The 21,883-nt window shown below is 55.8% G+C and carries 20 protein-coding genes; 10 read left to right on the forward strand and 10 right to left on the reverse strand.

The genetic code is table 11. From position 1 onward, the window contains the following. Window positions 1–37 precede the first annotated feature (37 nt). Together ABLO27_RS21335 and ABLO27_RS21340 are read right to left on the reverse strand one after the other, a co-directional pair. On the reverse strand, window positions 38–1,018 hold the full coding sequence (locus tag ABLO27_RS21335; RefSeq protein ID WP_353035520.1) for an ABC transporter substrate-binding protein: 981 nt from the start codon (window positions 1,016–1,018) through the stop codon (window positions 38–40). Between the two features lie 160 nt (window positions 1,019–1,178). Further along, window positions 1,179–2,099 (reverse strand): MBL fold metallo-hydrolase, encoded by a 921-nt coding sequence (locus ABLO27_RS21340; RefSeq protein WP_353035521.1) that lies wholly within the window; start codon window positions 2,097–2,099, stop codon window positions 1,179–1,181. Between the two features lie 102 nt (window positions 2,100–2,201). On the opposite strand from ABLO27_RS21340, the gene ABLO27_RS21345 reads away from it, so the two are divergent. Both ABLO27_RS21345 and gndA read left to right on the forward strand, forming a co-directional pair. Further along, window positions 2,202–3,044: a LysR family transcriptional regulator gene (locus ABLO27_RS21345; protein ID WP_353035523.1), complete on the forward strand. Its 843-nt coding sequence runs from the start codon at window positions 2,202–2,204 to the stop codon at window positions 3,042–3,044. A 168-nt stretch (window positions 3,045–3,212) separates the two neighbouring features. Beyond that, window positions 3,213–4,637: an NADP-dependent phosphogluconate dehydrogenase gene (gene gndA, locus ABLO27_RS21350; RefSeq protein WP_353035524.1), complete on the forward strand. Its 1,425-nt coding sequence runs from the start codon at window positions 3,213–3,215 to the stop codon at window positions 4,635–4,637. 106 nt (window positions 4,638–4,743) lie between these two features. Here gndA and ABLO27_RS21355 read toward each other — a convergent pair whose 3' ends face one another. From ABLO27_RS21355 to ABLO27_RS21380, 6 genes are all read right to left on the reverse strand, one after another. After that, window positions 4,744–5,121, reverse strand: a complete 378-nt coding sequence (locus ABLO27_RS21355; RefSeq protein WP_353035525.1) for a nuclear transport factor 2 family protein — start codon at window positions 5,119–5,121, stop codon at window positions 4,744–4,746. A gap of 51 nt (window positions 5,122–5,172) precedes the next feature. Continuing rightward, entirely contained in the window at window positions 5,173–5,814 is a 642-nt protein-coding gene (locus ABLO27_RS21360) for a DsbA family oxidoreductase (RefSeq protein ID WP_353035527.1), read from the reverse strand. A 96-nt stretch (window positions 5,815–5,910) separates the two neighbouring features. Continuing rightward, entirely contained in the window at window positions 5,911–6,792 is an 882-nt protein-coding gene (locus ABLO27_RS21365; protein ID WP_353036053.1) for a LysR family transcriptional regulator, read from the reverse strand. Window positions 6,793–6,910: 118 nt separating this feature from the next. Then, window positions 6,911–7,729 (reverse strand): sugar phosphate isomerase/epimerase family protein, encoded by an 819-nt coding sequence (locus ABLO27_RS21370; RefSeq protein WP_353035529.1) that lies wholly within the window; start codon window positions 7,727–7,729, stop codon window positions 6,911–6,913. An 84-nt stretch (window positions 7,730–7,813) separates the two neighbouring features. After that, window positions 7,814–8,761, reverse strand: a complete 948-nt coding sequence (locus ABLO27_RS21375; protein ID WP_353035531.1) for a 2-hydroxyacid dehydrogenase — start codon at window positions 8,759–8,761, stop codon at window positions 7,814–7,816. Further along, window positions 8,758–9,171, reverse strand: coding sequence for a VOC family protein (locus ABLO27_RS21380; RefSeq protein ID WP_353035533.1), 414 nt, complete (start codon window positions 9,169–9,171; stop codon window positions 8,758–8,760). The genes ABLO27_RS21375 and ABLO27_RS21380 overlap by 4 nt, the downstream gene beginning before the upstream one ends. Window positions 9,172–9,260: 89 nt before the next feature. Here ABLO27_RS21380 and ABLO27_RS21385 point away from each other — a divergent pair, with 89 nt between their 5' ends. The 4 genes from ABLO27_RS21385 to ABLO27_RS21400 all read left to right on the forward strand — a co-directional run bounded on the left by ABLO27_RS21385 (window position 9,261) and on the right by ABLO27_RS21400 (window position 13,591). Beyond that, window positions 9,261–10,124, forward strand: coding sequence for a LysR family transcriptional regulator (locus ABLO27_RS21385; RefSeq protein ID WP_353035535.1), 864 nt, complete (start codon window positions 9,261–9,263; stop codon window positions 10,122–10,124). Between the two features lie 487 nt (window positions 10,125–10,611). Further along, window positions 10,612–11,604, forward strand: coding sequence for an ABC transporter substrate-binding protein (locus tag ABLO27_RS21390; RefSeq protein WP_353035536.1), 993 nt, complete (start codon window positions 10,612–10,614; stop codon window positions 11,602–11,604). Between the two features lie 75 nt (window positions 11,605–11,679). Continuing rightward, a complete protein-coding gene (locus tag ABLO27_RS21395; protein WP_353036055.1) occupies window positions 11,680–12,567 on the forward strand; it encodes an ABC transporter permease in 888 nt (295 codons plus the stop codon). Further along, on the forward strand, window positions 12,560–13,591 hold the full coding sequence (locus tag ABLO27_RS21400; protein WP_353035538.1) for a quaternary amine ABC transporter ATP-binding protein: 1,032 nt from the start codon (window positions 12,560–12,562) through the stop codon (window positions 13,589–13,591). Before ABLO27_RS21395 ends, ABLO27_RS21400 begins: the two co-directional genes overlap by 8 nt. Before the next feature lie 61 nt (window positions 13,592–13,652). On the opposite strand, the gene ABLO27_RS21405 is transcribed toward ABLO27_RS21400, so the two are convergent. Then, window positions 13,653–15,206: a TolC family outer membrane protein gene (locus ABLO27_RS21405; RefSeq protein ID WP_353035540.1), complete on the reverse strand. Its 1,554-nt coding sequence runs from the start codon at window positions 15,204–15,206 to the stop codon at window positions 13,653–13,655. A gap of 773 nt (window positions 15,207–15,979) precedes the next feature. Here ABLO27_RS21405 and ABLO27_RS21410 point away from each other — a divergent pair. After that, window positions 15,980–16,651, forward strand: coding sequence for a GntR family transcriptional regulator (locus tag ABLO27_RS21410; RefSeq protein WP_353035542.1), 672 nt, complete (start codon window positions 15,980–15,982; stop codon window positions 16,649–16,651). Window positions 16,652–16,671: 20 nt separating this feature from the next. Here the strand turns inward: ABLO27_RS21410 and ABLO27_RS21415 are convergent, their stop codons facing one another. Further along, complete coding sequence (locus ABLO27_RS21415; RefSeq protein WP_353035543.1) at window positions 16,672–17,697, reverse strand: LacI family DNA-binding transcriptional regulator; 1,026 nt, start codon at window positions 17,695–17,697, stop codon at window positions 16,672–16,674. Between the two features lie 262 nt (window positions 17,698–17,959). On the opposite strand from ABLO27_RS21415, the gene ABLO27_RS21420 reads away from it, so the two are divergent. The 3 genes from ABLO27_RS21420 to ABLO27_RS21430 all read left to right on the forward strand — a co-directional run bounded on the left by ABLO27_RS21420 (window position 17,960) and on the right by ABLO27_RS21430 (window position 21,857). After that, on the forward strand, window positions 17,960–19,327 hold the full coding sequence (locus tag ABLO27_RS21420) for an ABC transporter substrate-binding protein (protein ID WP_353035545.1): 1,368 nt from the start codon (window positions 17,960–17,962) through the stop codon (window positions 19,325–19,327). A gap of 140 nt (window positions 19,328–19,467) precedes the next feature. Beyond that, window positions 19,468–20,709, forward strand: coding sequence for a carbohydrate ABC transporter permease (locus tag ABLO27_RS21425; protein ID WP_353035547.1), 1,242 nt, complete (start codon window positions 19,468–19,470; stop codon window positions 20,707–20,709). Further along, complete coding sequence (locus ABLO27_RS21430; protein ID WP_353035549.1) at window positions 20,709–21,857, forward strand: carbohydrate ABC transporter permease; 1,149 nt, start codon at window positions 20,709–20,711, stop codon at window positions 21,855–21,857. Before ABLO27_RS21425 ends, ABLO27_RS21430 begins: the two co-directional genes overlap by 1 nt. Window positions 21,858–21,883 lie beyond the last annotated feature (26 nt).

Below are 21,883 nucleotides of genomic sequence, written 5' to 3' on the forward strand. Positions count from 1 at the left end.
GGCGTCGAACCGCGCTGCATCATTTTCCGTGATTGCGTTAACCGCCGAAAATCTCGGAGAATTTCAGCTTGTTTGCCTGATCCTGTTCCAGAGCGAGAGCCGGATCGAAATCCATCAGCTTGATCTGGTCGCGCGCCGGAAAGCCTTCAGGGGCTGCAACAGCCGGATGAGCCGGCAGATATCCCTGCGAGGAGGCCAGTTTCTGACCTTCTTTAGAAATCAGGAAGTCGACAAAGGCTTTTGCGGCGTCGGGGTTTTGCGCAGTTGAAAGGATTGCAACCGGTTCGGTGACGGCGGAAACACCTTCTTCAGGGAAGACGAACTCGACCGGTGCGCCTTTCAGCTTTTCGCGGATCGGCAGGAAGTCGACCACGAAACCATAGAGTTTTTCACCGCCCGCAATTGCCTTGTAGGTGCCGCCATTGCCGCCTTTCGGGTTGGCGCCCTGATCTGCGAGGCCTTCATAAAGCGCCCAGCCAAGGTCGGGATTTGACGTCAGCGCCGCCATGTGGATGGTCGCCGCACCGGAGGTGAGCGGAGACGGCATGGCAAGTTTGTCCTTGGCCTCTTCCTTCAGGAGATCCTTGTAGGAAGTGGGTTTCATCGGGGCATTTGTGTTGTAGACGATGCCGGTGGTGATCAGCTTGGTGGAGAAGTAGGTCTTGTCCTTGTCCATGATTGCCGGATTATAGGCCGCAACATCCGCGCTTTCATGCGCCATCAGGCGGCCTTCCTTCTTCAGACCTTCCATGGTGACCATGTCGGCAATCAGCAGGACGTCCGGCTTTGGAGCACCTGCTTCGAATTCGGCGCGCAGCTTGGCCATCATCTTGGTGGTGCCATCGCGCACCCACTCAACCTCTACGCCAGGATGCTTGGCAGTGAAGGCGTCAACAGTCGCCTGTGCGTCCTTGTTTGGCTGCGAAGTGTAGAGAACAAGCTTTCCAGTAATATCTTCAGCGTATGAGCTGGCGGATGCCGCGACCAACAGGCCGGCTGCAAGCAGAAACTTTTTCATGTGACAGAATCCTTTGCGCAGAACCGCAAGAAAGGTTGCGGGTGCCAATCGCGTAGCAGGCTTCTGTGACAGATTTGTTTTGCTTTGCAGATGAAAAATTCAAGTTTTACAATTTGTTAGCCGGAGCCCGGCCGTTTCGGTGAACCGGCTAACGGATTTTCTAGATGTATCTCAGTGTGGTACCTTCGGAAACAAGATCCAGGCGATGGCTCTCGCCTTGCAGGCTTTCAGCCAGATGGTAGATGGGTTCGAGGTAGAGTTCGTAGGTAGAGTGATGAAGGGGGAGGATTTTTCCCGGGTTCAAAGCTTCGGTGAATTGCACGACATGACTCGCGCCCATGCTGATCTGTCCGAGCGGGCCAGTTGAGCCGACACCGCCAAGGTGCGGAATGAAGATATCCGGGCTTCCAAGGGATCCGAGCGACTGCAGGACGGCATCAGTGGGAAACGTGTCACCTGTCCAATAGAGGGACTTTTTCCAGTCGCCATGCTCAAACGTGAACCAATATCCGTTCCCTTCTCCCAGTATTTTTGAAATCTGAGGGTCCTCGGAATGATCAGCCCTGATGGTGCGAATGGTGACTTTGACCTTTCCCTTGGTGAGTACGTGTTCCTGTCCCCATTTCAGGCCGGTCAATTTGGTGAAGCCCTTTGAAGAAAGCACGCCAAGCTCATGTTCAGGTGCAAGCAGTGACTTGTCTTTTTCGATCACCCTCTGTGCTTCCTGATCGAAATGGTCCTCATGAAGGTGGCTGAGGATCACGTGGTCCACGTTGTTCAGCTGCAGCCCCGGGAAAGGCGTCAAGCGTCGGTGAAACTTGATGTTGGGGCCTTTGCCGAGGTCGAACATCTCGTTCGGATCGCCCATCTTGAAAGCCTGCTCTCCTTCGCCGAGACAGGGATCCGTCAGCAGGGTGAGATCACCGCAGGACAGCACCATGGTGGCGCCGCCGAGCCAGGTAATCTCGAGTTCCTTTTCCTCCGGTTCGGAGCCTGCATCTGCGGTGGTTGTGTCTTTGAGAATGGCCGGCGCTGCCAGGGTTGAAACTGCGACGGACTTCAGAAAATTGCGGCGTTTCACGATTTATCCTCACGATAGGTGACTACCGATCTGGAAGTAGATGTTGAGTTTTGTTTGTGCTAGCCGAATAAAATTGTCCAATTTGAACGAGATTTTCAGTCAATGGCAGGACTTCAGCATCTTGAAACGTTCGTGGAAGTTGCTTTGCGAGGCAGTTTTGCAGCAGCAGCCAGGCAGCTTGACCTGCCGAGGTCAACCGTTACCGCCAGAGTGAAGGCACTTGAAAGCGAACTGGGAGTTGCCCTGTTTCAACGGACGACCCGTCAAGTGGGCCTGACGTCGGAAGGCGAAGCTTATCTTGCAAAGGTGCAGCCGGCCTTGTCTGTTCTTGGGGAAGCCGGAGAAGAACTGAAAGCCGCACAAGCCCCTTCAGGCCTCATTCGTCTAACAGTACCGGTAGACCTGCCGACCGGCCGACTGGCGAATGCACTGGTGTCTTATCAAGAGCTTTACCCTGATGTTGAGCTTGACGTTCATATCAGTGACCGGCCAGTGGACCTGATTGCGGAGCGATTTGATCTGGCTCTTCGCGGAAATCGTGTTTCGGATGAAAATGTCATTGTCCGCAAGATCGCGTCGAACCAGCAAACCATCGTCGCGAGACCTGATGTTGCAGCAGGTGCAAGCGTCGAGGATCTGGCACGACGCGGCCGTATACTGGATGCTTCGCACATTCTTGCTGAAACCTTCGGAATGGACTTCAAACCGGCGGATTTCAGAACATCCAACAAGCAGTTGGCAAAAGCGATGGTCCTGAAGCGAGACCTCGCAGCCGTGTTGCCACGATCGATCTGCGAGACCGAGATTGAAGGTAACGTTCTTTGCGAAATGAATCCTCAGCTCCAACTGCCCGACCTGCCGCTCTTTCTTGTTTTGCCTTCTTCGCGATTTGTGCCGAGGCGTGTGCGTTTGCTGGTCGAGACCTTCGTGAAAATGCTGAAATAGTCGCTTCGATGGCTTTCCAACTTGATCCCGAGGCGCGCAACAGGTGAGCCGATGTTGATCATGCGCGTTAAAAATTGCATTCGCAGGTATGCAAGGATTGAAGGAAGAGGAAGGGTCGGGTATCACCGCGCCACCTAGTACTAAATCGATTTGAGGAAGGCACCGTTCATGAACTCTCAAGGCGCTATCGCGGAAGTCGGCCTGATCGGCCTTGGCACGATGGGCGGCAATCTTGCGCTCAACATTGCCGAGCACGGCTTTCAGATTGCGGTCTATAACAGGACCACTGAAAAGACCGATCAGTTCATGGACAAGGCGGGAGAGCTCGCCGGAAAGCTGGTGCCTACGAAGACGCTTGAAGACTTCGTCGCATCGATCAAATCCCCGCGTGCCGTTATCCTGATGGTGCCCGCAGGAGATGCTGTTGATGCGCAGATCGAGGCGCTCCGTCCATTGCTGGACAAGGACGATCTTATCATCGATGCAGGCAATGCCAATTACCACGACACCAATCGGCGTGCCGAAGAGGCGGCCGACAAAGGGCCGCGCTTCATGGGCATTGGCGTGTCCGGTGGGGAAGAGGGCGCCCGGTTCGGTCCCTCCATCATGGGTGGTGGTGCCAAGGACGCCTGGGATCAGGTCGGACATATCCTGGAAGCCATTTCCGCCAAATACGAAGGTGAGCCCTGCGCGGCCTATCTTGGGGAAGCTGGTGCAGGGCACCTGGTCAAAACCGTTCACAACGGCATCGAATATGCCGACATGCAGATGATTGCCGAAGTCTACGGCGTGATGCGCGATGGATTCGGCATGTCGGCGGAGGAAATCGGCGACGTTTTCGAGAAATGGAACGGCGGCATCCTGCAGTCCTACCTCATCGAGATTTCCGGCAAGGTGGCCAAAGCGAAGGACCCTGAAACCGGCAACCCGATGCTGGACATCATCCTGGACCGGGCAGGTCAGAAGGGCACCGGTCGCTGGACAGCCATCGAGGCGCTGATGCTTGGAACGCCGGCGAGCGCCATCGAAGCCGCGGTTGCCGTACGCAACATGTCAGCCCGGCTGGACGAGCGGAAAAAGGGTGAAGCCGAGTTCGGTGCGGCTCCGAGCGAGATGGACCGAGAAGCGGTCACGATCGATGCCTTGGAAGCTGCGCTCGTTGCCGGCAAGATCATCTGCTATGCGCAAGGGTTCGGGCTGATCCTGGAAGCCGCCAAGCAGTACGGATGGGCGATGCCATTGCCGGAAATCGCCAGGATCTGGCGAAACGGCTGCATCATCCGTTCCGCGATGCTGAACGACATGTCGTCCGCGCTTGCCGATGATGCCGAGCGCAATTTGATGCTGGCTCCCTTCTTCTCCGGAAAGCTGAAGGAAACGGAAGCCATGCTGCGGCAGGTCGTGGCCCAGGCGGCGCTGCACGGGCTGCCGGTTCCGGCGTTGTCCGCGGCGCTGTCCTACTTCGACATCATGCGCACCGGCCGCTCCACCGCCAATATGCTGCAGGGTCAGCGCGACTTCTTCGGCGCTCACGGTTTTGAGCGTACCGACAAGGATGGCGGCGGCTACCACGGCCCGTGGGCCATGGGTTGATTGCAGAAGCAGGCTTGGATACGGGTTCGGCAAATGAATGGAGCCGAAGCCCGTATCCGGCCAACCTTCTTCAGGCCGGAGTGAAGGTGACAGCCACAGGAGCCGGTCACAAATCTGACATGTCGACATACACCCGGTAGTCCGAAATGAGATCCTGATCGAGCGTGAAGATTCCGGCAAAGGAAACTGTTAGCTCCGTCTCGTCTTTCCGGGTGTAACGAACCTGCCCCTCGCATATCAGCGTCCGGTCCTGTTGCCAGATGCCCGAGATCTCGTGTTGCATCCCGTTTATCGTTTCGAAGAACCTGGCATTGCCGTCAATGAAGGCTTGTCGTCCTGTGATCTGGTCGAAGTTTCCAAGCCGAAAGACGACATTTTCGGTGACGTGTTTCCCGACCGAGTTTGCGTCCAATGCATCGACCGCTGAATAGAGGCTGGCGATCATATCGTGGCGTGTTTCTTCCGGCTGGCTGGTGATAGGCATTGGTATTCCTCTGATTTTCGGTTGGAGACGGAATGTGGGAACCGGGCATTCTCAGGCGATCATTCGAAGCGCGGTGATCAGTTGAGCGCGCAAATCCTCGACCGGCCCGTTCACCAGGCGAGTGCCCGTTTCGCGTACAATCAGTGTTGGAACGGAGCTCACCTGGAATCGTCGAGACATCAGGAGATCAGCATTTACCGCGAGGCATGTTTCGGGGTCTGACATCACCTGATGGAATTCATGGCGGTCGAAACCAGCAGCTTCCGCAACTTCCAGCACTGTGTTTGTGTCGGCGATGTTGCGGGCATGAGTTATGTGGGCGCTTTGCAGAAGATCGAAAATCTGCCAGTGAGCATGTTGGCCACCAATGCGTTCGGCGGCTTTGCAGGCAAGAGCAGCTGGCAGGCCAAACGGATATTCAAACGAAGCCCTGCGCATGCCTTCTATGTTGAAGAGTTCGGGAGTATCGCTGGCGTTCCTGCAAGCTTGCCAGTGACCAAGGATGGTGTTTTTGGCTTTTGGCAACGATCCCCACGTGGCTACCATTTCTTCCTGGTTCTGCTGAAGGACGAATGTACGGTGCTGCACATTCAGGGAAAGCTCTCCGGCGAGCTGACGAAGACGCGGCGAAATGTTGAAACACCAACCGCAGACGACGTCATGATAGAAATCGATGGTCAAAGTTTTGGGCATGGCGGGCTCCGCAGTCCATGTGATCGATGCTCAGAGCATGCCCGTCCGTCTGCCGTCGATTAACCGGCCAATGAAAAATTCAATCTTTACGCAGGATCAAGAATGGGTGGTCAATGCCGACGACAGATGATCGATGAACGCGGTTGACCGTGTGTCGAAGCCGAGACGTGACCCGGTAAGCGCATAGATCGTGCGCAGAGGTAAGTTCCAGTCCGGCAAAATGCGGGTCAATTTTCCTGTGCGCTCCGCCTCATCGGACAAAAAATCCGGTAAAGTTCCGATGCCCAGTCCCGAAATGAGGAGATCGCGAAGTGCCAGGCTGCTGCCAATCCGGTGCCGTGGTGACGGACGTATGCCAATCTCTTCCCCGTTCTTCTGGAGGTTCCACGTGGTGGTTGAATCCGCTAAGCTGTACACAATCAAGTCGTGATCCAACAGCTCGTCCGGGGTCGTCGGCTTCGGATGTTCGGCAAGATAATTCGGAGAAGCGAAAAGGGCTTGCTTCACGCTGCCAATGCGCCGGGTAACCAATCCTGAATCCGGGAGTTCCGCTCGAATTCGGATTGAAAGATCGAAGCCTCCCTGCACCATGTCGATGACGTTGTCATCAAAGCAAATTGTCAGATCAACATCGGGGTGTTCGTTGCAAAATCCGGGTATAAAGTTCGCAAGGACTGCCGTGCCGAACGAGTGCGGGACATTGACCTTCAGCCGACCTCCGATCTGGCCCACGCCGATTTTTACGCGCTCTTCCGCTTTTTCGATTTGATCAAGAATTGCCGTTGCTTCGTCATAATACTGCATGCCTTGCGCCGTAAGCGCCATAGTGCGTGTAGTACGGGTAATAAGCGTACAGCCCAGGCTTTTTTCCAGCAGCTTGAGTTCCCGGCTCAAAAGACCGGAGGTTACTCCCAGGTCCTCCGATGCCCGGACCAGACTTCCTCTTTCCACGATACGGCAGAAAGCTCGCATCACCATAAGCTTGTCCAAAAACACTTCCCTTCGGGCGGTATCTTGATATCAGCCCCTAAGCACCGCAACCGGCTATGTTTGCCGGGCATGCAGATTGAGTGACGCCCACTCTTCCAGAGTAGCGCTACTGCGCCAAGCCCAAAGCCGCCATGTTAGCGATTGAAGCCGGCAAGCCGGAATGGTCGCGCAGCTCGACAATCAGGCGTGGATTGCTCTCAAGCTCTCCCAGAGCGGCAAAGACGGAAGGCCAGTTGATTGTTCCTTCGCCGAGCGTCCAGTGCCGGTCGGCATAGCCATCAGCATCCTGGAGGTGAATGTGGCGCAGGTTGTTACCCGCGGCCTTGATGAAATAGTCGACGGGAGGTGCGCCTGTTGACCCGTGAGCGTAATGTGCGTGCCCGGTGTCGACCGAAACCTTGACGGCTTCAGAGCCGAAGCTCTTTGCCAGTTCGATCCGGGCATAAGGATCCTTGTCCTCAATGTTCTCGATGACCAGTTCGCAGCCGATGTTTTCAGCCCGTTTGACCGCGTCTTTCATGGTCACGTGACACAGTTCGAGCTTCAGTTCGCGCGCGTTCTCGTAATTGTCGAGATTGTTGTGGTCCCAGGTCGTGTAGGGGCTGTGAACGACCATGTGTGTGCCGCCGAGGGCTTCGCACACTTCCAGACCCTGCAGCAACCGCTTCTTCACGATTTCGCGCACGTCGACGTCCATGGAGTCGATTGCGAAACCGAAGAACGGGCCGTGAATTCCGACGCGGCCCCGGTGTCCTTCGAGCAGACGTTTTGCCCGGTCGACCAGAGGTGTCCAGTCTCCGTTGAGGACTTCGCCCGGCCAGAAGTCCTGGAGTTCCAGATCGCGATGCTTTTCAAGCATCAACGCGCGTTGATTTTCCAGAGCATCGAGGGTCAGGGCAGCGCCAAGGATGGGAAGGTCTGACATGAAACACCTGTCGTATTAATGAACTTCTGGCCGACTGATACGGCAATATCCTTGACACTATTGCGACGCTGCCTGAATAGGCAATCAATATCCCCGATTGCGATCAATGCTTTGCGGGATTTCTCCAGTCTCCAGGTAAGTACCAATGTTCCTGGCCACGATTGCAGCGGCCGTGCTGATGATGGTCGGTGCGGAAATATGCGGAAGCACGGTCACCTTGTCATGCGCCCAGAAAGGGTTTGAAGCGGGCAATGGTTCTTCGTCGAAAACATCGAGAACCGCGTGGGAGAGCGGGCCATTGTCCAGCGCGTCGATCAAAGCGGACGTGTCGATAATGGGGCCGCGTGCAAAATTGATGATTGCCGCGTTTTCCTTGCACCGCCGCAGTTCCTCTCGTCCCAACAGGCCACGGGTTTCACCGGTCAGCGGAACAAGTACGACAATGATGTCCGACTGTTCCAGAACAGCATTTAGGCCATCGGTTCCGTGAAAGCAGGAAATCCCATCCAGTTCCTTTTTGCTACGGCTCCAACCCATAACGTTGAACCCGTTGGCCTTTAGCCGCTGTGCAGAAGCTCCACCCAGTTTGCCAATGCCAAGTACGCCTATGGTGCGTTCCATCGGGGTCTTGAGCATGTGCTCCTGCCAGACTTTTGCGCGTTGCTGATGCATGTAGCGGGGCATGTCCCGGTGAAGATAGAGCGTCCAGGCAAGCACGGCCTCCGACATGGTTTCGGCCATTTGCGGGTCGGTTAACCGAACGATCAACGGCCCGTCGTCCGGCAAATCTGCGGCGAGCCGCTCAACGCCGGCCCAAAGGCTTTGCACCCAGACAAGATTGGGAAGGGCGGCGACCTTTGCGGGATCCGGATTGGCGACAATCGCAACTGTGGCTGCCGCACGCTCCGCCTCGGTCAGGTCTTCAAACGGCGTGACTTTTGCCATGCCCCGGAGGGCCTCTGGGAGTGCTTCGCGCCAAGCCTGACGCTCATCCGAACTTGCCTGCGAGACGAAGGGAACGATTGTCGTCATACGGCAAATACTCCTGCGGGATCGGCAAATCCCTTGATCTCGATGGGATTGCCGGAAGGGTCTCTAAAGAACATCGTGCTTTGCTCTCCCGGCTGACCCTGAAATCGGATCGTCGGGGCAAGAATGAAGTCGAGGTTAGCCGCGGTCAGCTTTTCTGCAAGGGCTCTCCAGCGTGGCATGTCCAGTACGACACCCAGGTGTGGCATCGGGACCATGTGTTCACCGACCTTTCCGGTGTTTGTCGTCTGGAACGGTTCGCCGATATGCAAAGAAATCTGGTGGCCGAAGAAGTTGAAATCGACCCAGGTGTCGGTACTGCGCCCTTCCTGGCACCCCAACAGGTCCCCGTAAAATGTGCGCGCTTTGTCGAGGTCGGTCACGTGATAGGCGAGATGAAAACAGGGTTGCATGAACGTCTCCTTGGAATTCCCACGTGAGGTAGCAGATCATGACCGAAACCTTTAGTGTATTTTTTTACCTCTCAGCATAGGAAAATGTTTTGGACACCCGATTTCTTCAGAGCCTGATTGCGGTTGTCGAAACAGGTTCGATTGCAGGGGCTGCGCGATTGCAAGGTTTGACGGCCGCTGCCGTCAGCCAGCGCATCAGAGTTCTGGAAAACGAGCTGAACTGCACACTGCTGAAACGGTCTGCTCAGGCAGCTGTTCCTACTGAAAACTGCCTGCATCTGTTGCCGGCGGCACGAAATCTGGTCCGGGATGCGCAGCGGCTGGGCGCGCATATCGATCCGGGTGGTTTGCGTGGTCCCTATCGTCTTGGAGCGATTTCGACGGCACTCCTGGATTTCATTCCGGGCCTGATCGAAACCTTTCGCACGACTGCTCCGGATGTGGATCTGTCGATCCGGCCGGGAACCTCCCTGGGTCTCTATGAAGAAGTCCTTTCGGGCAGTCTGGATGCTGCGATTACGGTGATGCCGCCCTTTGCTTTGCCCAAGGGAGTTGCCATCCGTGTGCTGAGCGAACAACCCCTCGTGCATATTGCGCCAGGCAATCCGGAAGTCTCCGACGACCACCACGGCGACATCCTTCCCTGGATCCTGTACGACCGGCTCTCCTGGGGCGGGAGAATGATCTGGGATCTTCATAAATCGGTCATCGGACAGGACCGTGTTTTGTGCGAGCTGGACGCGCTTGAGACGATCGCGCTGATGGTGACGCAGGGCAGCGGTCAGGCGATAGTGCCCAGATGGGGCAAACTGAACGACCAGCAACTGGGACTGAGGATCACTCCTCTTCCTGGGAAAGCGACACGCAGGATTGTGTTCCTTCAGTTGCAAACTTCCGTGACGCCGGTGCTAAGCGACCTGGCTTTTGACGCCCTCCGGGTACCAGTGAGTTGACACTTCACCGTGTTTCAGCAGGTCAGTTGCGTCCGCTTCAGCGGGTTCCAAACCGCTTTAAAGAATCACTTTTAGGGAAATAAAATTAGGCGATATGACGATATATCGCACGAAAATGTCGTATGCAGACATGTTCCTGAAATTTGCGATATGAATGGTATAAGAATTGCGTCTCTGCTGTTGTGCTAACGAGAACATAATGCAATGGTATTGACCGATACGCCCTAAGCCGGAGTGAAATACCGGCAATGACCTTCGTATCTTACGGAAGGGTCATAATTAGGGGTCTCATAGCAAGAACAGCGTAAAAGCGTCACATGAAGGCAAAATTAAATTTAATTAATCTAACAACCTTCTTGGCTGCTCTGCGTTCTCTGCCAATTCTACTTTTTCTTTGGTCGCGCTGGGAGGTGAATACTTTGAGAGAAGTGTTTGCGCATTGCGCCCAATTCAAACTCAAGCAAACAGGCTGCACAGGAGTACCCTCATGAAGAAGTTGTTTGTCTCGGTCGCCGCGACCGCGCTTGTCGGTATGGCGTCTTCCGCCATGGCTGAAGAGTGCGGAACGGTCACCATGGCTGAAATGAACTGGGCATCGGCCGGCGCAATCGCACATATCGACAAGATCATTCTCGAGAACGGCTACGGCTGTAGTGTGGAGCTGGTCACCGGCGATACCATGCCGACCTTTACCTCCATGAATGAAAAGGGCGATCCGGACATGGCTCCGGAACTGTGGATCAATGCCGTGCGTGAACCGCTCGACAAGGCTGTCGCCGAAGGCTCCCTGATCATCGGCGGTGAAATCCTGAACGAAGGCGGCGTTGAAGGCTTTTGGGTTCCGACCGCGATTGCTGAGGAGCACAACATCTACACGGTCAAAGATGCTCTGGCGCATCCGGAGCTCTTCCCGGGAGCCGAGGATGACAGCAAGGGAGCCTTCTTTACCTGTCCGACCGGTTGGAACTGCCGTATTACCACCGGCAATCTGTACCGCGCCTTTGGTTTCGACAACGGCAAGTTTGAACTCGTCGATCCGGGTTCCGCTGCCGGTCTCGACGGATCGCTCGCCAAGGCAAACGAGCGCGGCGAAGGCTGGCTCGGCTACTACTGGGCTCCGACGGCCATTCTCGGCAAATACGACATGACGCTGCTTGACTTCGAAACCCCGCATGACAAGGCGGAGTGGGACAAGTGCACGGTTGTCGAGGACTGCCCGGATCCGAAGCCGAATTCCTGGGTCAAATCCGAGGTGTTCACGGTTGTGACCGACGATTTCGCGAAGAAAGCCGGACCTACGATGGACTACATCAAGGGCCGTACCTGGGATAACCGCACCGCCGGCAAGGTTCTTGCCTGGATGAGCGAAAACCAGGCGACCAACGAAGACGGTGCCTACTACTTCCTGGAAAACTTCGAAGACGTCTGGACCAAGTGGGTCAGCCCGGAAGTTGCTGAAAAGGTAAAAGGGGCTCTTTGATCCCTTTGAAAATATCAGGAGCCCGCGCAATGGCGCGGGCTCTTCAATAAGGGGTAAACCAACGGGACGAGAATGATGGAGTGGTTACAAGAATTCCCCAAAATGAGTAGGGGCGACTTGCGCGCTATGCGTCAGTCATTGGACGGGGCGTTCAAGGAATTCACCGGAGAATATGGTGAAGCCATCGAGGCGGCTTTCGATCCGATCAAAGAATTTCTGATCTTTCTGGAACATATATTAATCAACTCTCCCTGGCCGATCATTCTGGCTGTGCTTGTTGGTATCGTTTATGCCATGAGCCGCAATGCCAAGATCACGATCGGTTCTCTCGTTGCGCTGTGTGTGATCGGTTATCTGGGCATGTGGGAAGACACAATGCGCACCATCGCCATGGTGACCGTGTGTACCCTTTTGGCCATTGTCCTCGGTATTCCCCTTGGTATTCTGATGGCGCGGTCCGATCGCGTGCAAAGTTTCGTCAATCCGATCCTTGATCTGATGCAGACGATGCCGAGCTTTGTTTACCTCATTCCGGTGGTGATGATTTTCGGGATCGGCAAAGTGCCGGGCATGATCGCGGTCGTGATCTATGCGATCCCGCCAATGATCCGACTGACCAACCTTGGAATTCGGCTTGTTGATCAGGACGTGCTCGAGGCGGCTGATGCGTTTGGCTCGAACTCTTGGCAAAAGCTGACGAACGTTCAGCTTCCCTTGGCGCTGCCGACCATTATGGCTGGTGTGAACCAGACCATCATGATGGCTCTTGCCATGGTTGTCGTCGCGGCCCTGATCGGCGTGAAGGGACTTGGCCAGCCGGTGCTCAACGCCATTGCGAACCAGTACCTGACGATGGGTGTGATGAACGGCCTCGCAATCGTTGCCATCGCCATCATCTTCGACCGCGCTACTCAGGCCTATGGCAAGCGCCTTCAAAAGCACTCGGAGGTGATCCATGGGTGAGGCGACGGGAATTGAGATCAAGAATCTCTACAAGATCTTCGGCCCGAACGGCCAGGACATGGTTCAGCTGGTCAAGGACGGTATGTCCAAGGCCGAGCTGAACGAAAAGTACAATCATGTTCTTGGTCTCAACAACATCAACATCTCCATGCCGGGTGGCAAGATCGAGGTCGTGATGGGCTTGTCGGGATCCGGCAAGTCGACCTTGATCCGTCACATCAATCGTCTGATTGATCCGACGGCCGGTGAAGTCCTTTACGGCAATGAAGACGTCTGCAAGATGTCTCAGGGGGAGTTGCGGAACTTCCGGCGCCACAAGACGGCGATGGTCTTCCAGAAATTTGCTCTCCTGCCGCACAGGACGGTGATGAAGAACACCGTATACGGTCTGGAAATCCAGGGCGTTTCGATGAAGGAAGCGGAAGAACGCGCAGCGCGCTGGATTGCCCGGGTCGGTCTGGAAGGTTTTGAGGATCACTATCCCAACCAGCTTTCCGGCGGCATGCAGCAGCGTGTCGGACTTGCCAGAGCGCTCACCAACGATGCTGACATCCTGCTGATGGATGAAGCGTTCTCGGCGCTCGATCCGCTGATCCGTATGGACATGCAAACCGTCCTGCTGGATCTTCAGGAGGAGCTGCACAAGACGATCGTGTTCATCACTCACGATCTGGATGAAGCGCTTCGTCTTGGCGACAAGATTGCGATCCTGCGCGATGGCGCGGTCATCCAGCAGGGTACAGGTCAGGACATCGTTCTCAATCCGGCGGATGAGTACATTGCGGACTTCGTCAAGGAAGTGAACCGTGGCCGGGTCATTCTCGTCGATACCGTCATGGACAAAACCAAGACGATAGAGGGTGGCATGACGATCTCCAGCGGTATCAGGCTGGAAGAAGCTGCCAAGACCTTTGCCGATACAGGCGTAGGAGAAGCTTCCGTGGTCAACGGCGATGGCAAGCCGATCGGCGTGCTGAATGTGCACGACACCATCTACGCAATGGTGACGCCAGCTTCACACTAAGAACGAGTGATTGCCTCAAAACAAAAGCCCCGGAAGATTGTCCGGGGCTTTTTTCTTTGTCTCAGGTTTTCGGCGCTGCGGATGCGGTCTGGTTCTGACCGCCTGATCTATACGGCCAGTTGCTCCAGTTGATCGGTTCGGAAACCGGTTGGGCCGTCGCAGGTTCCGATGTGATCGGCCCGTTGGCTATTTCCACCTGAACAGCATCGTTTTCGGTTGGGCCAAGCCGCAGGTCCCAGGTGTTGAACTCAGGTATGAGACGGGCAACGGGTGCGGGACGTTCTTCGGCGATCGAGAAATGTTGAGGGGCGAGACGCCCGATATTGGCCAGCAGGAAGAAGTCGGCAATCCTGGCTTCGTATCTTGCCCGCACATAGTCGACCTGGCTGAGGAGTAGCTCCCGCTCGCCGTCAAGCACGTCCAGAAGCGAACGCTGTCCGCTATCGAATTCGACCTGAAGGCCTCTTGCGGCCCTGCGGTTGGCGTCAATCGCCCGGCTCTGTGCTTTTGCACGCAGTCGGGAGGCCGTCCGCTGTTTCATAGCGCGGATGACGTTTTCCCGGATGATCTGCTGGGTATCATCGAGCTCGTATTCTTCCTGGGCGGCGGTAAATCTTGCGCGCTTGACCGCTGCGATGTTACGCCCTCCTGTGAACAAGGGAGCCGTTACACGCACACCAAGCCGGAAATCGTCTTCGTCCTGATAGGACAGGTTTCCCCGGTATCCGTTGTCCCAGCCACTTTCCAGAGTAACGCGTGGCAGCATGTCACCGACCGATGCTCGCGCGGCGAATTTCGCGGCTCTTGCGTCTGCGGTTGCTGCGCGAATGGAGGGGTTGTTCTGATAGGCAATGGTGATGGCGTCCTGCAGGTTGGCAGGTTCGATCGATTTTGGAATTGCCGGCCAGCCTAGTTTGCCGGGTGCCTGGCCCGTCAGCCGCTCATAGAGCGCTTCCGAGGCTTCAAGGTCGCCGACGGCCTGATCCCGGTTGCCTTGCGCTTCTGCAAGGCGCGCCAGGGCCTGCTCGATATCTGTACGCGTGGCATCTCCAGACTTGAAGCGTGCTCGTGCAGCATTGGCTTCTTTCTGGACGACATGCGTGTAGGCCTTCAGGTGTTTCAGGATCTCGCGGTCGCGCACAACCTGCAGATAGGCGTCTGCGGTGTTGAACAGGAGGGTTTGCTCTGCACCGATCAGTTGGTTGCGACCAGACAAGGCTTCTTCGTGGGCCTGATTAAGGCGATTGACGCCGGAAAAACCCTGAAAGAGCGTTTGCGACACCGATAGACCCAGATCGTGCGAATAGGTACGGTCGCTGCTGTTGCTTCGATCGTTGCGGTAAGCGTTGTGCTCACCGACATAGGTTCCCGTGACCTTCGGCAGGAACTCCGATCTTGCCGTCCAAATTCCCTGATTGGTTGCCTCGTATCGCGATCTTTCCGCTTTCAGGCGGGGGCTGGTTGCGTAGGCTGATGCCATGGCTTCTTCAAGGGATTGTGCGGTGGCGGATTGCAGGCCACACGAAAGCCCGATCAGGGTCGTGCCTGCCAACAGACAGGCCAGACGGGTCCTGATCCCTCTTTTCAATGTCGGGACGGTGAAGAGAGTTGTCATTGCAGAGCCAGAATTGTTATCTGCCGCAAAGGTAAAATTTTATGGTTAATCAAAACTAAATCTGTTGACGCGACTTAGGGTTATGGGGTGTCGGGCGGTCTTGAAACAAAGTCGGTGGTTGATTTTTTGTTTGGGAAGGTCGAGCAAGAATATGTTCGCGGTTAATATTAATTCGTGAGCCGGTGGTATTCGTGTGCACTTATCAATTTTAGCTCGGTACGAACTGCATAACTATTATGGATTCTTATCTATTACCGGTCCTCTCGGTGCTGAGTTGTTGACGCCGTCAAAATTTCGATAGCCTGTTGGTTGCCCCAGTCTTCCCGGAGAAAGCAAGTGCTGAATTTCTTCTAAGGTCGGTCTTGCTCGAACAAGAGGGGTGGTTTTTTTGACAATGTTGAAGAAATGCTGCGGATGAAAGGTGAGGGAAATTCCGCTGGGAGTGCAAAAACGAGCATGTGTCGTGAAATCTGTTGCAGAATTTCGCCTGACCGCCCCTTTCCACCAAAGAAAAGATCAGCACTTTTGACGATGCGTTAACGTCAGGTCGATCGCGTTTTTGTTAGCGAAATCAATGGGAAAAGGGTCTTGCGCGAAAAAAGTAGAATGATCTTTTCCAAAGGCCGGGGTTAATCCATAAAATCTTATCGATATTATTATCAATGCTGAATTGATTTGCTTTCACAACAGGGCAGCCAAACCGGCGGGAGTTCTTCTTGTCGGGAAACTGCAACCTGCGTGTGAACCTTTCAGGATTTTGGATGCCTCCCGCAATGCTAGCGAAAGCCAAGTCTACGCGCGTCGACAACGCCTACGAACGGCTGAAAGCCGAAATACTGAATGGGGAACTTCCTCCCGGGTTTCAAGCGCCCGAACCGGATATCGCCGCGCGCCTCGGAATGAGCCGCACGCCCGTCCGCGAAGCGCTCATCCGGTTGGAGGCAGAGGGCCTTGTTGATCTCATTCCACGGCGCGGAGCAAAGGTACTGGCAATTTCGCAAAAGGATATTTGTGAAATTTTCGAGATCCTTGCCGAGCTGGAGGGGCTTGCCGTCAAGAAGGCGGCCGGCAGAGAAGTTCCCTGTTTCCTGATGCAAGAGCTGGAAAAGCTTCTGTCCGAAGCTGATGCCGCGTTGCTGCAAGACGACATTGAACACTGGGCCGAGCTTGATGATCGCTTTCACAGGCTGATCGCGCAGACTTGTGGCAACACCCGGCTGGAAGCTGAAGTGATCAGCCTTCTCAATCAGGTCCACCGAGCCAATCGCGTGCTGTTGCGCCTGAACAGGGCGCCTGCATCACGTGCAGATGATCACCGGAAGATTTTTGAGGCAATCAGGGCCGGTCGGGACGATATCGGTTCCGAAGTTGCGCGTTCTCACCGCCTTGCCGGACTGGAGACAATGAAGCGTCTGCTGCAGTCCAGCGGACTGTCTCAGGTTTGAGCCACTGGTTTGTCGAGAGGTCAGTTCGATGAGGCAGGGCCGGTGGACTGGCCAATGATCAATTCAGCGTCGAGATGAAGAGACTTCGGGGTGCTGATGGGGGCCGTGATCATGTCGAGCAGAAGTTCGGCGGCCTTTTCTCCCGCGTAGCGTACTGATGAGCGCGTGCATGTGAAAATCGGAACTTCTCCGCTGTTTGGGAGGAAGGACAAGGCATCGTCATGCGTGATGATGGAGACATCCTTGCCGGTTTTCAGTCCGCATTGCCCGATTGCGCGCGCAACGCCAATGGCTGAAATCATAGACGAAACCAGAAACGCTGTTGGCGGATTGTCGCTTTTCAGCATTTCCATTGCGTTGTCGCAGCCATAGGGCTCGGTCATGTCCGAGCTGCGCATCAGCAATGCGTCGGGCGTCAACCCGCGCGCTTGCAAGGCGTCTTCGAACCCGCGTCTGCGCCGGCGTGCAAAATCCATATGCTCCAGGCCATTCAAGAGGGCTATCCTGGTGTGGCCAAGGTCGAGAAGCAGGTTGGTGGCGCGCTCGAAGGCGCGGCGATTGTTCATGTCGATCCAGGAGGTTTCCTCTTCCGCACCTGGAATGCGGCCATGGACGACAAAGGGAAGATTGAGTTCCTGCAGCAGTTTGTGGCGCCGCTCATCATTGGCCGGGCCATGAATGATGACGCCATCGGCCTTCTTGCGCGATGCGATCTGCCGGTAGGCATCTTCTTCGTGGTCATCCTCGACAACGGAGATGATCATGTCGTAGCCGTGCCTGGAGTATGTCTCGCCCGCACCTGCAATGAACTCCAGAAAGATCGGGTTCATCATCTCGTGGATCGAGCGTGGAATGACGTGACCGATCGCCATGGAGCGCCCGGTCGCAAGACGCCTTGCCTGACTGTTGGGGGCGTATCCCAGCTTCTCCGCCATTTCGGCGACACGCTTGCGGGTTTCGGCACTGACTTCCGGATAACCGTTCAATGCGCGGCTGACGGTTGTCTGCGAAAGATTCAACCGTTGTGACAGTTCTTTTAAATTCACGCCCTTGCTCATTCCGCCCAAATCGCTTTGAAAGCGCCCCTCCAAACAGGCCAATCTTGAAATGCAACATTAATTCGTGAGTTGTTTGCTTGACAAGACCGAAGTGTATCGACATGGTTAGGACGAAATCCAAAGCGGTTTGGATGTCCGTTTCTGGTAGGATTACCCATCGGACGGGTGGGGCGGGGAGTTGCTGCCAGGTGGAGAATTGTGCCACTTTAAATAGAATGTCCCAGCGAAGGGACAATCCGGGAGGATAGACATGAAATCACGTTTATTGGCCTGCACGGCAGGATTGGTTATTGGCGCTGCCATGAGCTTCGGCACCGCTTCTGCTGCCGACTTGAAATTTGCTCCGGGCGAGGGGCCGTTCAACTGGGACAGCTACAACGAATGGGCAAAGTCCGCGCCTGACCTCAGCGGTCAGACCGTTACCATTGCCGGTCCCTGGCTTCAGCCGGAAGACGGTTACTTCCGCAATGTTGTGGCCTATTTTTCCGAAGCGACCGGCGCTGAAGTGATCTACACCGGTTCCGACTCGTTCGAGCAGCAGATCGTTATTGATGCCGAAGCCGGCGCTGCCCCGAACATTGCGGTCTTCCCGCAGCCGGGCCTTGCTGCCGACATGGCTGCACGTGGTCTTCTTAAGCCGCTTCCGGAAAGCATGGGGGGCTGGGTTGCCGACAATTACGGCGCTGGCGACAGCTGGGTCAATCTGGGTACCTACAAGGATGCCGACGGCAACGACCAGCTTTACGGCTTCTTCTACAATGTCAACGTCAAGAGCCTCGTCTGGTACGTGCCTGAAAACTTCGAGGATGCCGGCTATGAAGTGCCGGAATCCATGGAAGACCTCAAGGCTTTGACCGAGCAGATCGTTGCTGACGGTGAAACGCCGTGGTGCATCGGTCTGGGATCGGGTGCCGCGACCGGCTGGCCCGCGACCGACTGGGTCGAGGACATGATGCTGCGTACGCAACCGGCAGAAGTCTACGACCAGTGGGTGACCAACGAAATCGCGTTTGACGATCCGCGCGTTATCGGCGCGATCGAAGAGTTCGGCTGGTTTGCGCGCGACGATGCCAAGGTTGCCGGTGGTTCCGGTGCCGTTGCCTCCACTGACTTCCGCGACAGTCCGAAAGGCCTCTTCTCTTCACCGCCGCAGTGCTACATGCACCGTCAGGCCTCCTTTGTTCCGGCGTTCTTCCCGGACGGCGTTGAATTCGGCACCGATGTCGACTTCTTCTACCTTCCGGCCTATGCCGAAAAGGATCTCGGCAACCCGGTTCTGGGTGGCGGCACTCTGATGGCGATCACCAGCCCGTCCGATGCGACAACCGCGCTGATGGAATTCTTCAAGCTGCCGATCGCACACGAAGTGATGATGGCCCAGACCGGCTTCTTGACACCGCACAAGGGTGTGAATCCGGAAGCTTACCTGAACGACACGCTGCGTGGTCAGGGCGAAATCCTCGTCAATGCCACGACCTTCCGCTTTGACGGTTCCGACCTGATGCCGGGTGGTGTCGGTGCAGGTACCTTCTGGACCGGCATGGTCGACTATGCAGGCGGCAAGGACGCCGGCGAAGTGGCTGCCGAGATCCAGAAAAGCTGGGACGCTCTCAAGTAAAGCCTAAAAGGCCGGTTCGCCAAACGCGACCGGCCGTCTTTGCTTGAACCTGGACACCTCCAGGCTTTCAAATTCCTCAAATCTGGCTGCTCCCGGACGACCGGGAGTGCCCCATAAAATACAAGTGGGAGGGAACGGCCGTGCTGATGGAGAACCCGGCAGTCCTGGGCCTCGTGACGATCGTCGTCGGTGTGGGGGCGTGTCTCGGATATTACTACTTATCCAACCAGTTTCTCGACAAAGTCCTGTTTCCGGCGAAAGGGCCGAATGCGGGCAAGAACATCAATCGGGCCAATATGGTCCGGCCGTGGCTATTCCTGTTTCCTGCACTTTTCGCACTTACGCTGTATCTCGCCTATCCGGTGTTTGAAACACTGCGCCTGTCGCTGACGGACCGAGCGCAGGGCGGTGCGTTTGTCGGCTTCGACAATTATCGGCAGATGATGAACGAGGCGAAGTTCTGGGAAGCGGTGCGTAACAACATGCTCTGGCTGATTGTCGTGCCGGCAGCGTCGACTGCATTCGGGTTGCTCGTCGCTCAGCTGACCGACCGGATCAGATGGGGGAATCTCGCAAAGTCCCTGATCTTCATGCCGATGGCAATTTCCTTTGTTGGTGCTTCCGTCATCTTCAAGCTGATTTATGACACCCGCCCGGAAGACCAGAACCAGATTGGCGTTCTGAACGCGGTATGGCTCAGGTTTGATGGCGGGATTGGCTCTATCTTTTCATTGCAGATCGTTCCCACCTTGCTCCTCTTGGCATTCGCCGGGGTCGTGGCCTACGTGGTCTGGATGTTCGTCCGGGATCTTGTTGCAACGGGTAAAGACCGTTCGATCTGGATGATGCCCTTGCGCCTTGTTGTCGCCCTGGGTGGCTTGTGGCTGATCTGGATCTCCGTCAGCTCTGTGGTTGGCATCTGGTTCACCGAGTTGCCTTATGGCGAACCTCAGACCTGGTTGACCATTCCGCTTTGGAACAATTTTCTTCTTATGGTCGTGCTGATCTGGATCCAGACGGGTTTTGCCATGGTGATCCTGTCAGCTGCATTGCGCGGCATACCGGAAGAAACGGTTGAAGCCGCGATTGTCGACGGAGCCAACCCGTTCCAGATCTTCTTCAAGATCAAGGTGCCACAGATCATGGGAACCATTGTCGTGGTCTGGACGACAATCACGCTGACGGTGCTGAAAGTGTTCGACATCGTGTTTGCCATGACCAACGGACAGTGGGAAACACAGGTTCTGGCCAACTACATGTATGACAAGCTTTTCCGCGCAAACGATTGGGGCGTCGGCTCCGCAAGCGCGATCATCATCATGTTGCTGGTCACTCCGATCCTTGTCTGGAACGTCTATAACGCCCGGAAGGAGATGCGCTGATGGGTGGCATTGCTGGACATAAATCCGCTCTGACCTGGGCCGTGCAAATCTCCGTCGCATTGCTCGTGGTGTTGTGGCTGTTTCCAACAGTCGGCCTTTTTGTCTCGTCGTTCCGAACGGCAGACCAGATTTCAAGTTCAGGCTGGTGGGCGGCGCTGACGCCTTCGGAGCAGAACAAGGTCTACCGGGCTGCCGATCCGGACGACAACAGGGTTGCCGATGGCGACGGTTTTGTCGTCACGGGGAACATTTTTGAGGATGCGCCAAGGGAGATTCGAGCCTGGGGTGTTTCGTCCAGAAATGTCGCCGCATTCCAAGCCGGCGACACAGCCGAAATGAAAGACGGTGAAACCGTGACGTTGCAGCCGGATGGCAGCTATGTCTGGCGTGGCAACGACAAGCAGCTTTCAGGACGCGGCCAAAGAATTTTCGTCACCGCGACAGTGCCGCCCGAATTCACGTCAGACAATTACAAGACGATCCTGTTTTCCGGCACCGGCCAGGACAACATGGCCAAGGCGTTCTTCAACACACTGACGGTGACGATCCCGGCAACGATCATTCCGATCGTCGTTGCAGCCTTTGCGGCCTACGCGCTGGCGTGGATGGAGTTTCCCGGCCGAGCGTTGCTCATCGCAGCTGTTGTTGCCCTGCTGGTCGTCCCCCTTCAATTGGCGCTTATTCCGCTTTTGCGCCTGCATTTGGGGATCGGTATCGGCAAGGGGTATCTTGGGGTCTGGCTCGCCCACACCGCATTCGGCATGCCGCTCGCGGTCTATCTTCTCAGGAATTACATGGTGGGGCTGCCCAGGGACATCATCGAGAACGCCAAGGTGGATGGGGCGACGGATTTTCAGATCTTCACGCGTATCATCCTGCCGCTGAGTTTTCCTGCCCTCGCTTCCTTTGCGATTTTCCAGTTCCTTTGGACCTGGAACGATCTGCTGGTGGCGAAGGTGTTCCTGATCGACGCCACCGGCTCGACCACCGTGATGACCAACCAGATCGTTGAACTGTTGGGAACCCGTGGTGGCAACTGGGAAATTCTGGCCACGGCCGCTTTCGTTTCCATTGCCGTGCCTCTCTTCGTCTTCTTTGCAATGCAGAGGTATCTGGTGCGTGGCCTGCTTGCCGGATCGGTCAAATAACATGAACAGAATAAACATTGGGGAGC

It is taken from the genome of Roseibium sp. SCP15 (assembly GCF_040329435.1).
Taxonomy (GTDB): Bacteria; Pseudomonadota; Alphaproteobacteria; order Rhizobiales; family Stappiaceae; genus Roseibium.

Excerpts from the sequence above, each read along its gene's own strand:
- ABLO27_RS21335 (WP_353035520.1), bottom strand. The coding sequence starts at position 1,018 with ATGAAAAAGTTTCTGCTTGCAGCCGGCCTGTTGGTCGCGGCATCCGCC.
- ABLO27_RS21345 (WP_353035523.1), top strand. The coding sequence starts at position 2,202 with ATGGCAGGACTTCAGCATCTTGAAACGTTCGTGGAAGTTGCTTTGCGA.
- gndA (WP_353035524.1), top strand. The coding sequence starts at position 3,213 with ATGAACTCTCAAGGCGCTATCGCGGAAGTCGGCCTGATCGGCCTTGGC.
- ABLO27_RS21355 (WP_353035525.1), bottom strand. The coding sequence starts at position 5,121 with ATGCCTATCACCAGCCAGCCGGAAGAAACACGCCACGATATGATCGCC.
- ABLO27_RS21360 (WP_353035527.1), bottom strand. The coding sequence starts at position 5,814 with ATGCCCAAAACTTTGACCATCGATTTCTATCATGACGTCGTCTGCGGT.
- ABLO27_RS21365 (WP_353036053.1), bottom strand. The coding sequence starts at position 6,792 with ATGGTGATGCGAGCTTTCTGCCGTATCGTGGAAAGAGGAAGTCTGGTC.
- ABLO27_RS21370 (WP_353035529.1), bottom strand. The coding sequence starts at position 7,729 with ATGTCAGACCTTCCCATCCTTGGCGCTGCCCTGACCCTCGATGCTCTG.
- ABLO27_RS21375 (WP_353035531.1), bottom strand. The coding sequence starts at position 8,761 with ATGACGACAATCGTTCCCTTCGTCTCGCAGGCAAGTTCGGATGAGCGT.
- ABLO27_RS21380 (WP_353035533.1), bottom strand. The coding sequence starts at position 9,171 with ATGCAACCCTGTTTTCATCTCGCCTATCACGTGACCGACCTCGACAAA.
- ABLO27_RS21390 (WP_353035536.1), top strand. The coding sequence starts at position 10,612 with ATGAAGAAGTTGTTTGTCTCGGTCGCCGCGACCGCGCTTGTCGGTATG.
- ABLO27_RS21395 (WP_353036055.1), top strand. The coding sequence starts at position 11,680 with ATGGAGTGGTTACAAGAATTCCCCAAAATGAGTAGGGGCGACTTGCGC.
- ABLO27_RS21400 (WP_353035538.1), top strand. The coding sequence starts at position 12,560 with ATGGGTGAGGCGACGGGAATTGAGATCAAGAATCTCTACAAGATCTTC.
- ABLO27_RS21405 (WP_353035540.1), bottom strand. The coding sequence starts at position 15,206 with ATGACAACTCTCTTCACCGTCCCGACATTGAAAAGAGGGATCAGGACC.
- ABLO27_RS21410 (WP_353035542.1), top strand. The coding sequence starts at position 15,980 with ATGCTAGCGAAAGCCAAGTCTACGCGCGTCGACAACGCCTACGAACGG.
- ABLO27_RS21420 (WP_353035545.1), top strand. The coding sequence starts at position 17,960 with ATGAAATCACGTTTATTGGCCTGCACGGCAGGATTGGTTATTGGCGCT.
- ABLO27_RS21430 (WP_353035549.1), top strand. The coding sequence starts at position 20,709 with ATGGGTGGCATTGCTGGACATAAATCCGCTCTGACCTGGGCCGTGCAA.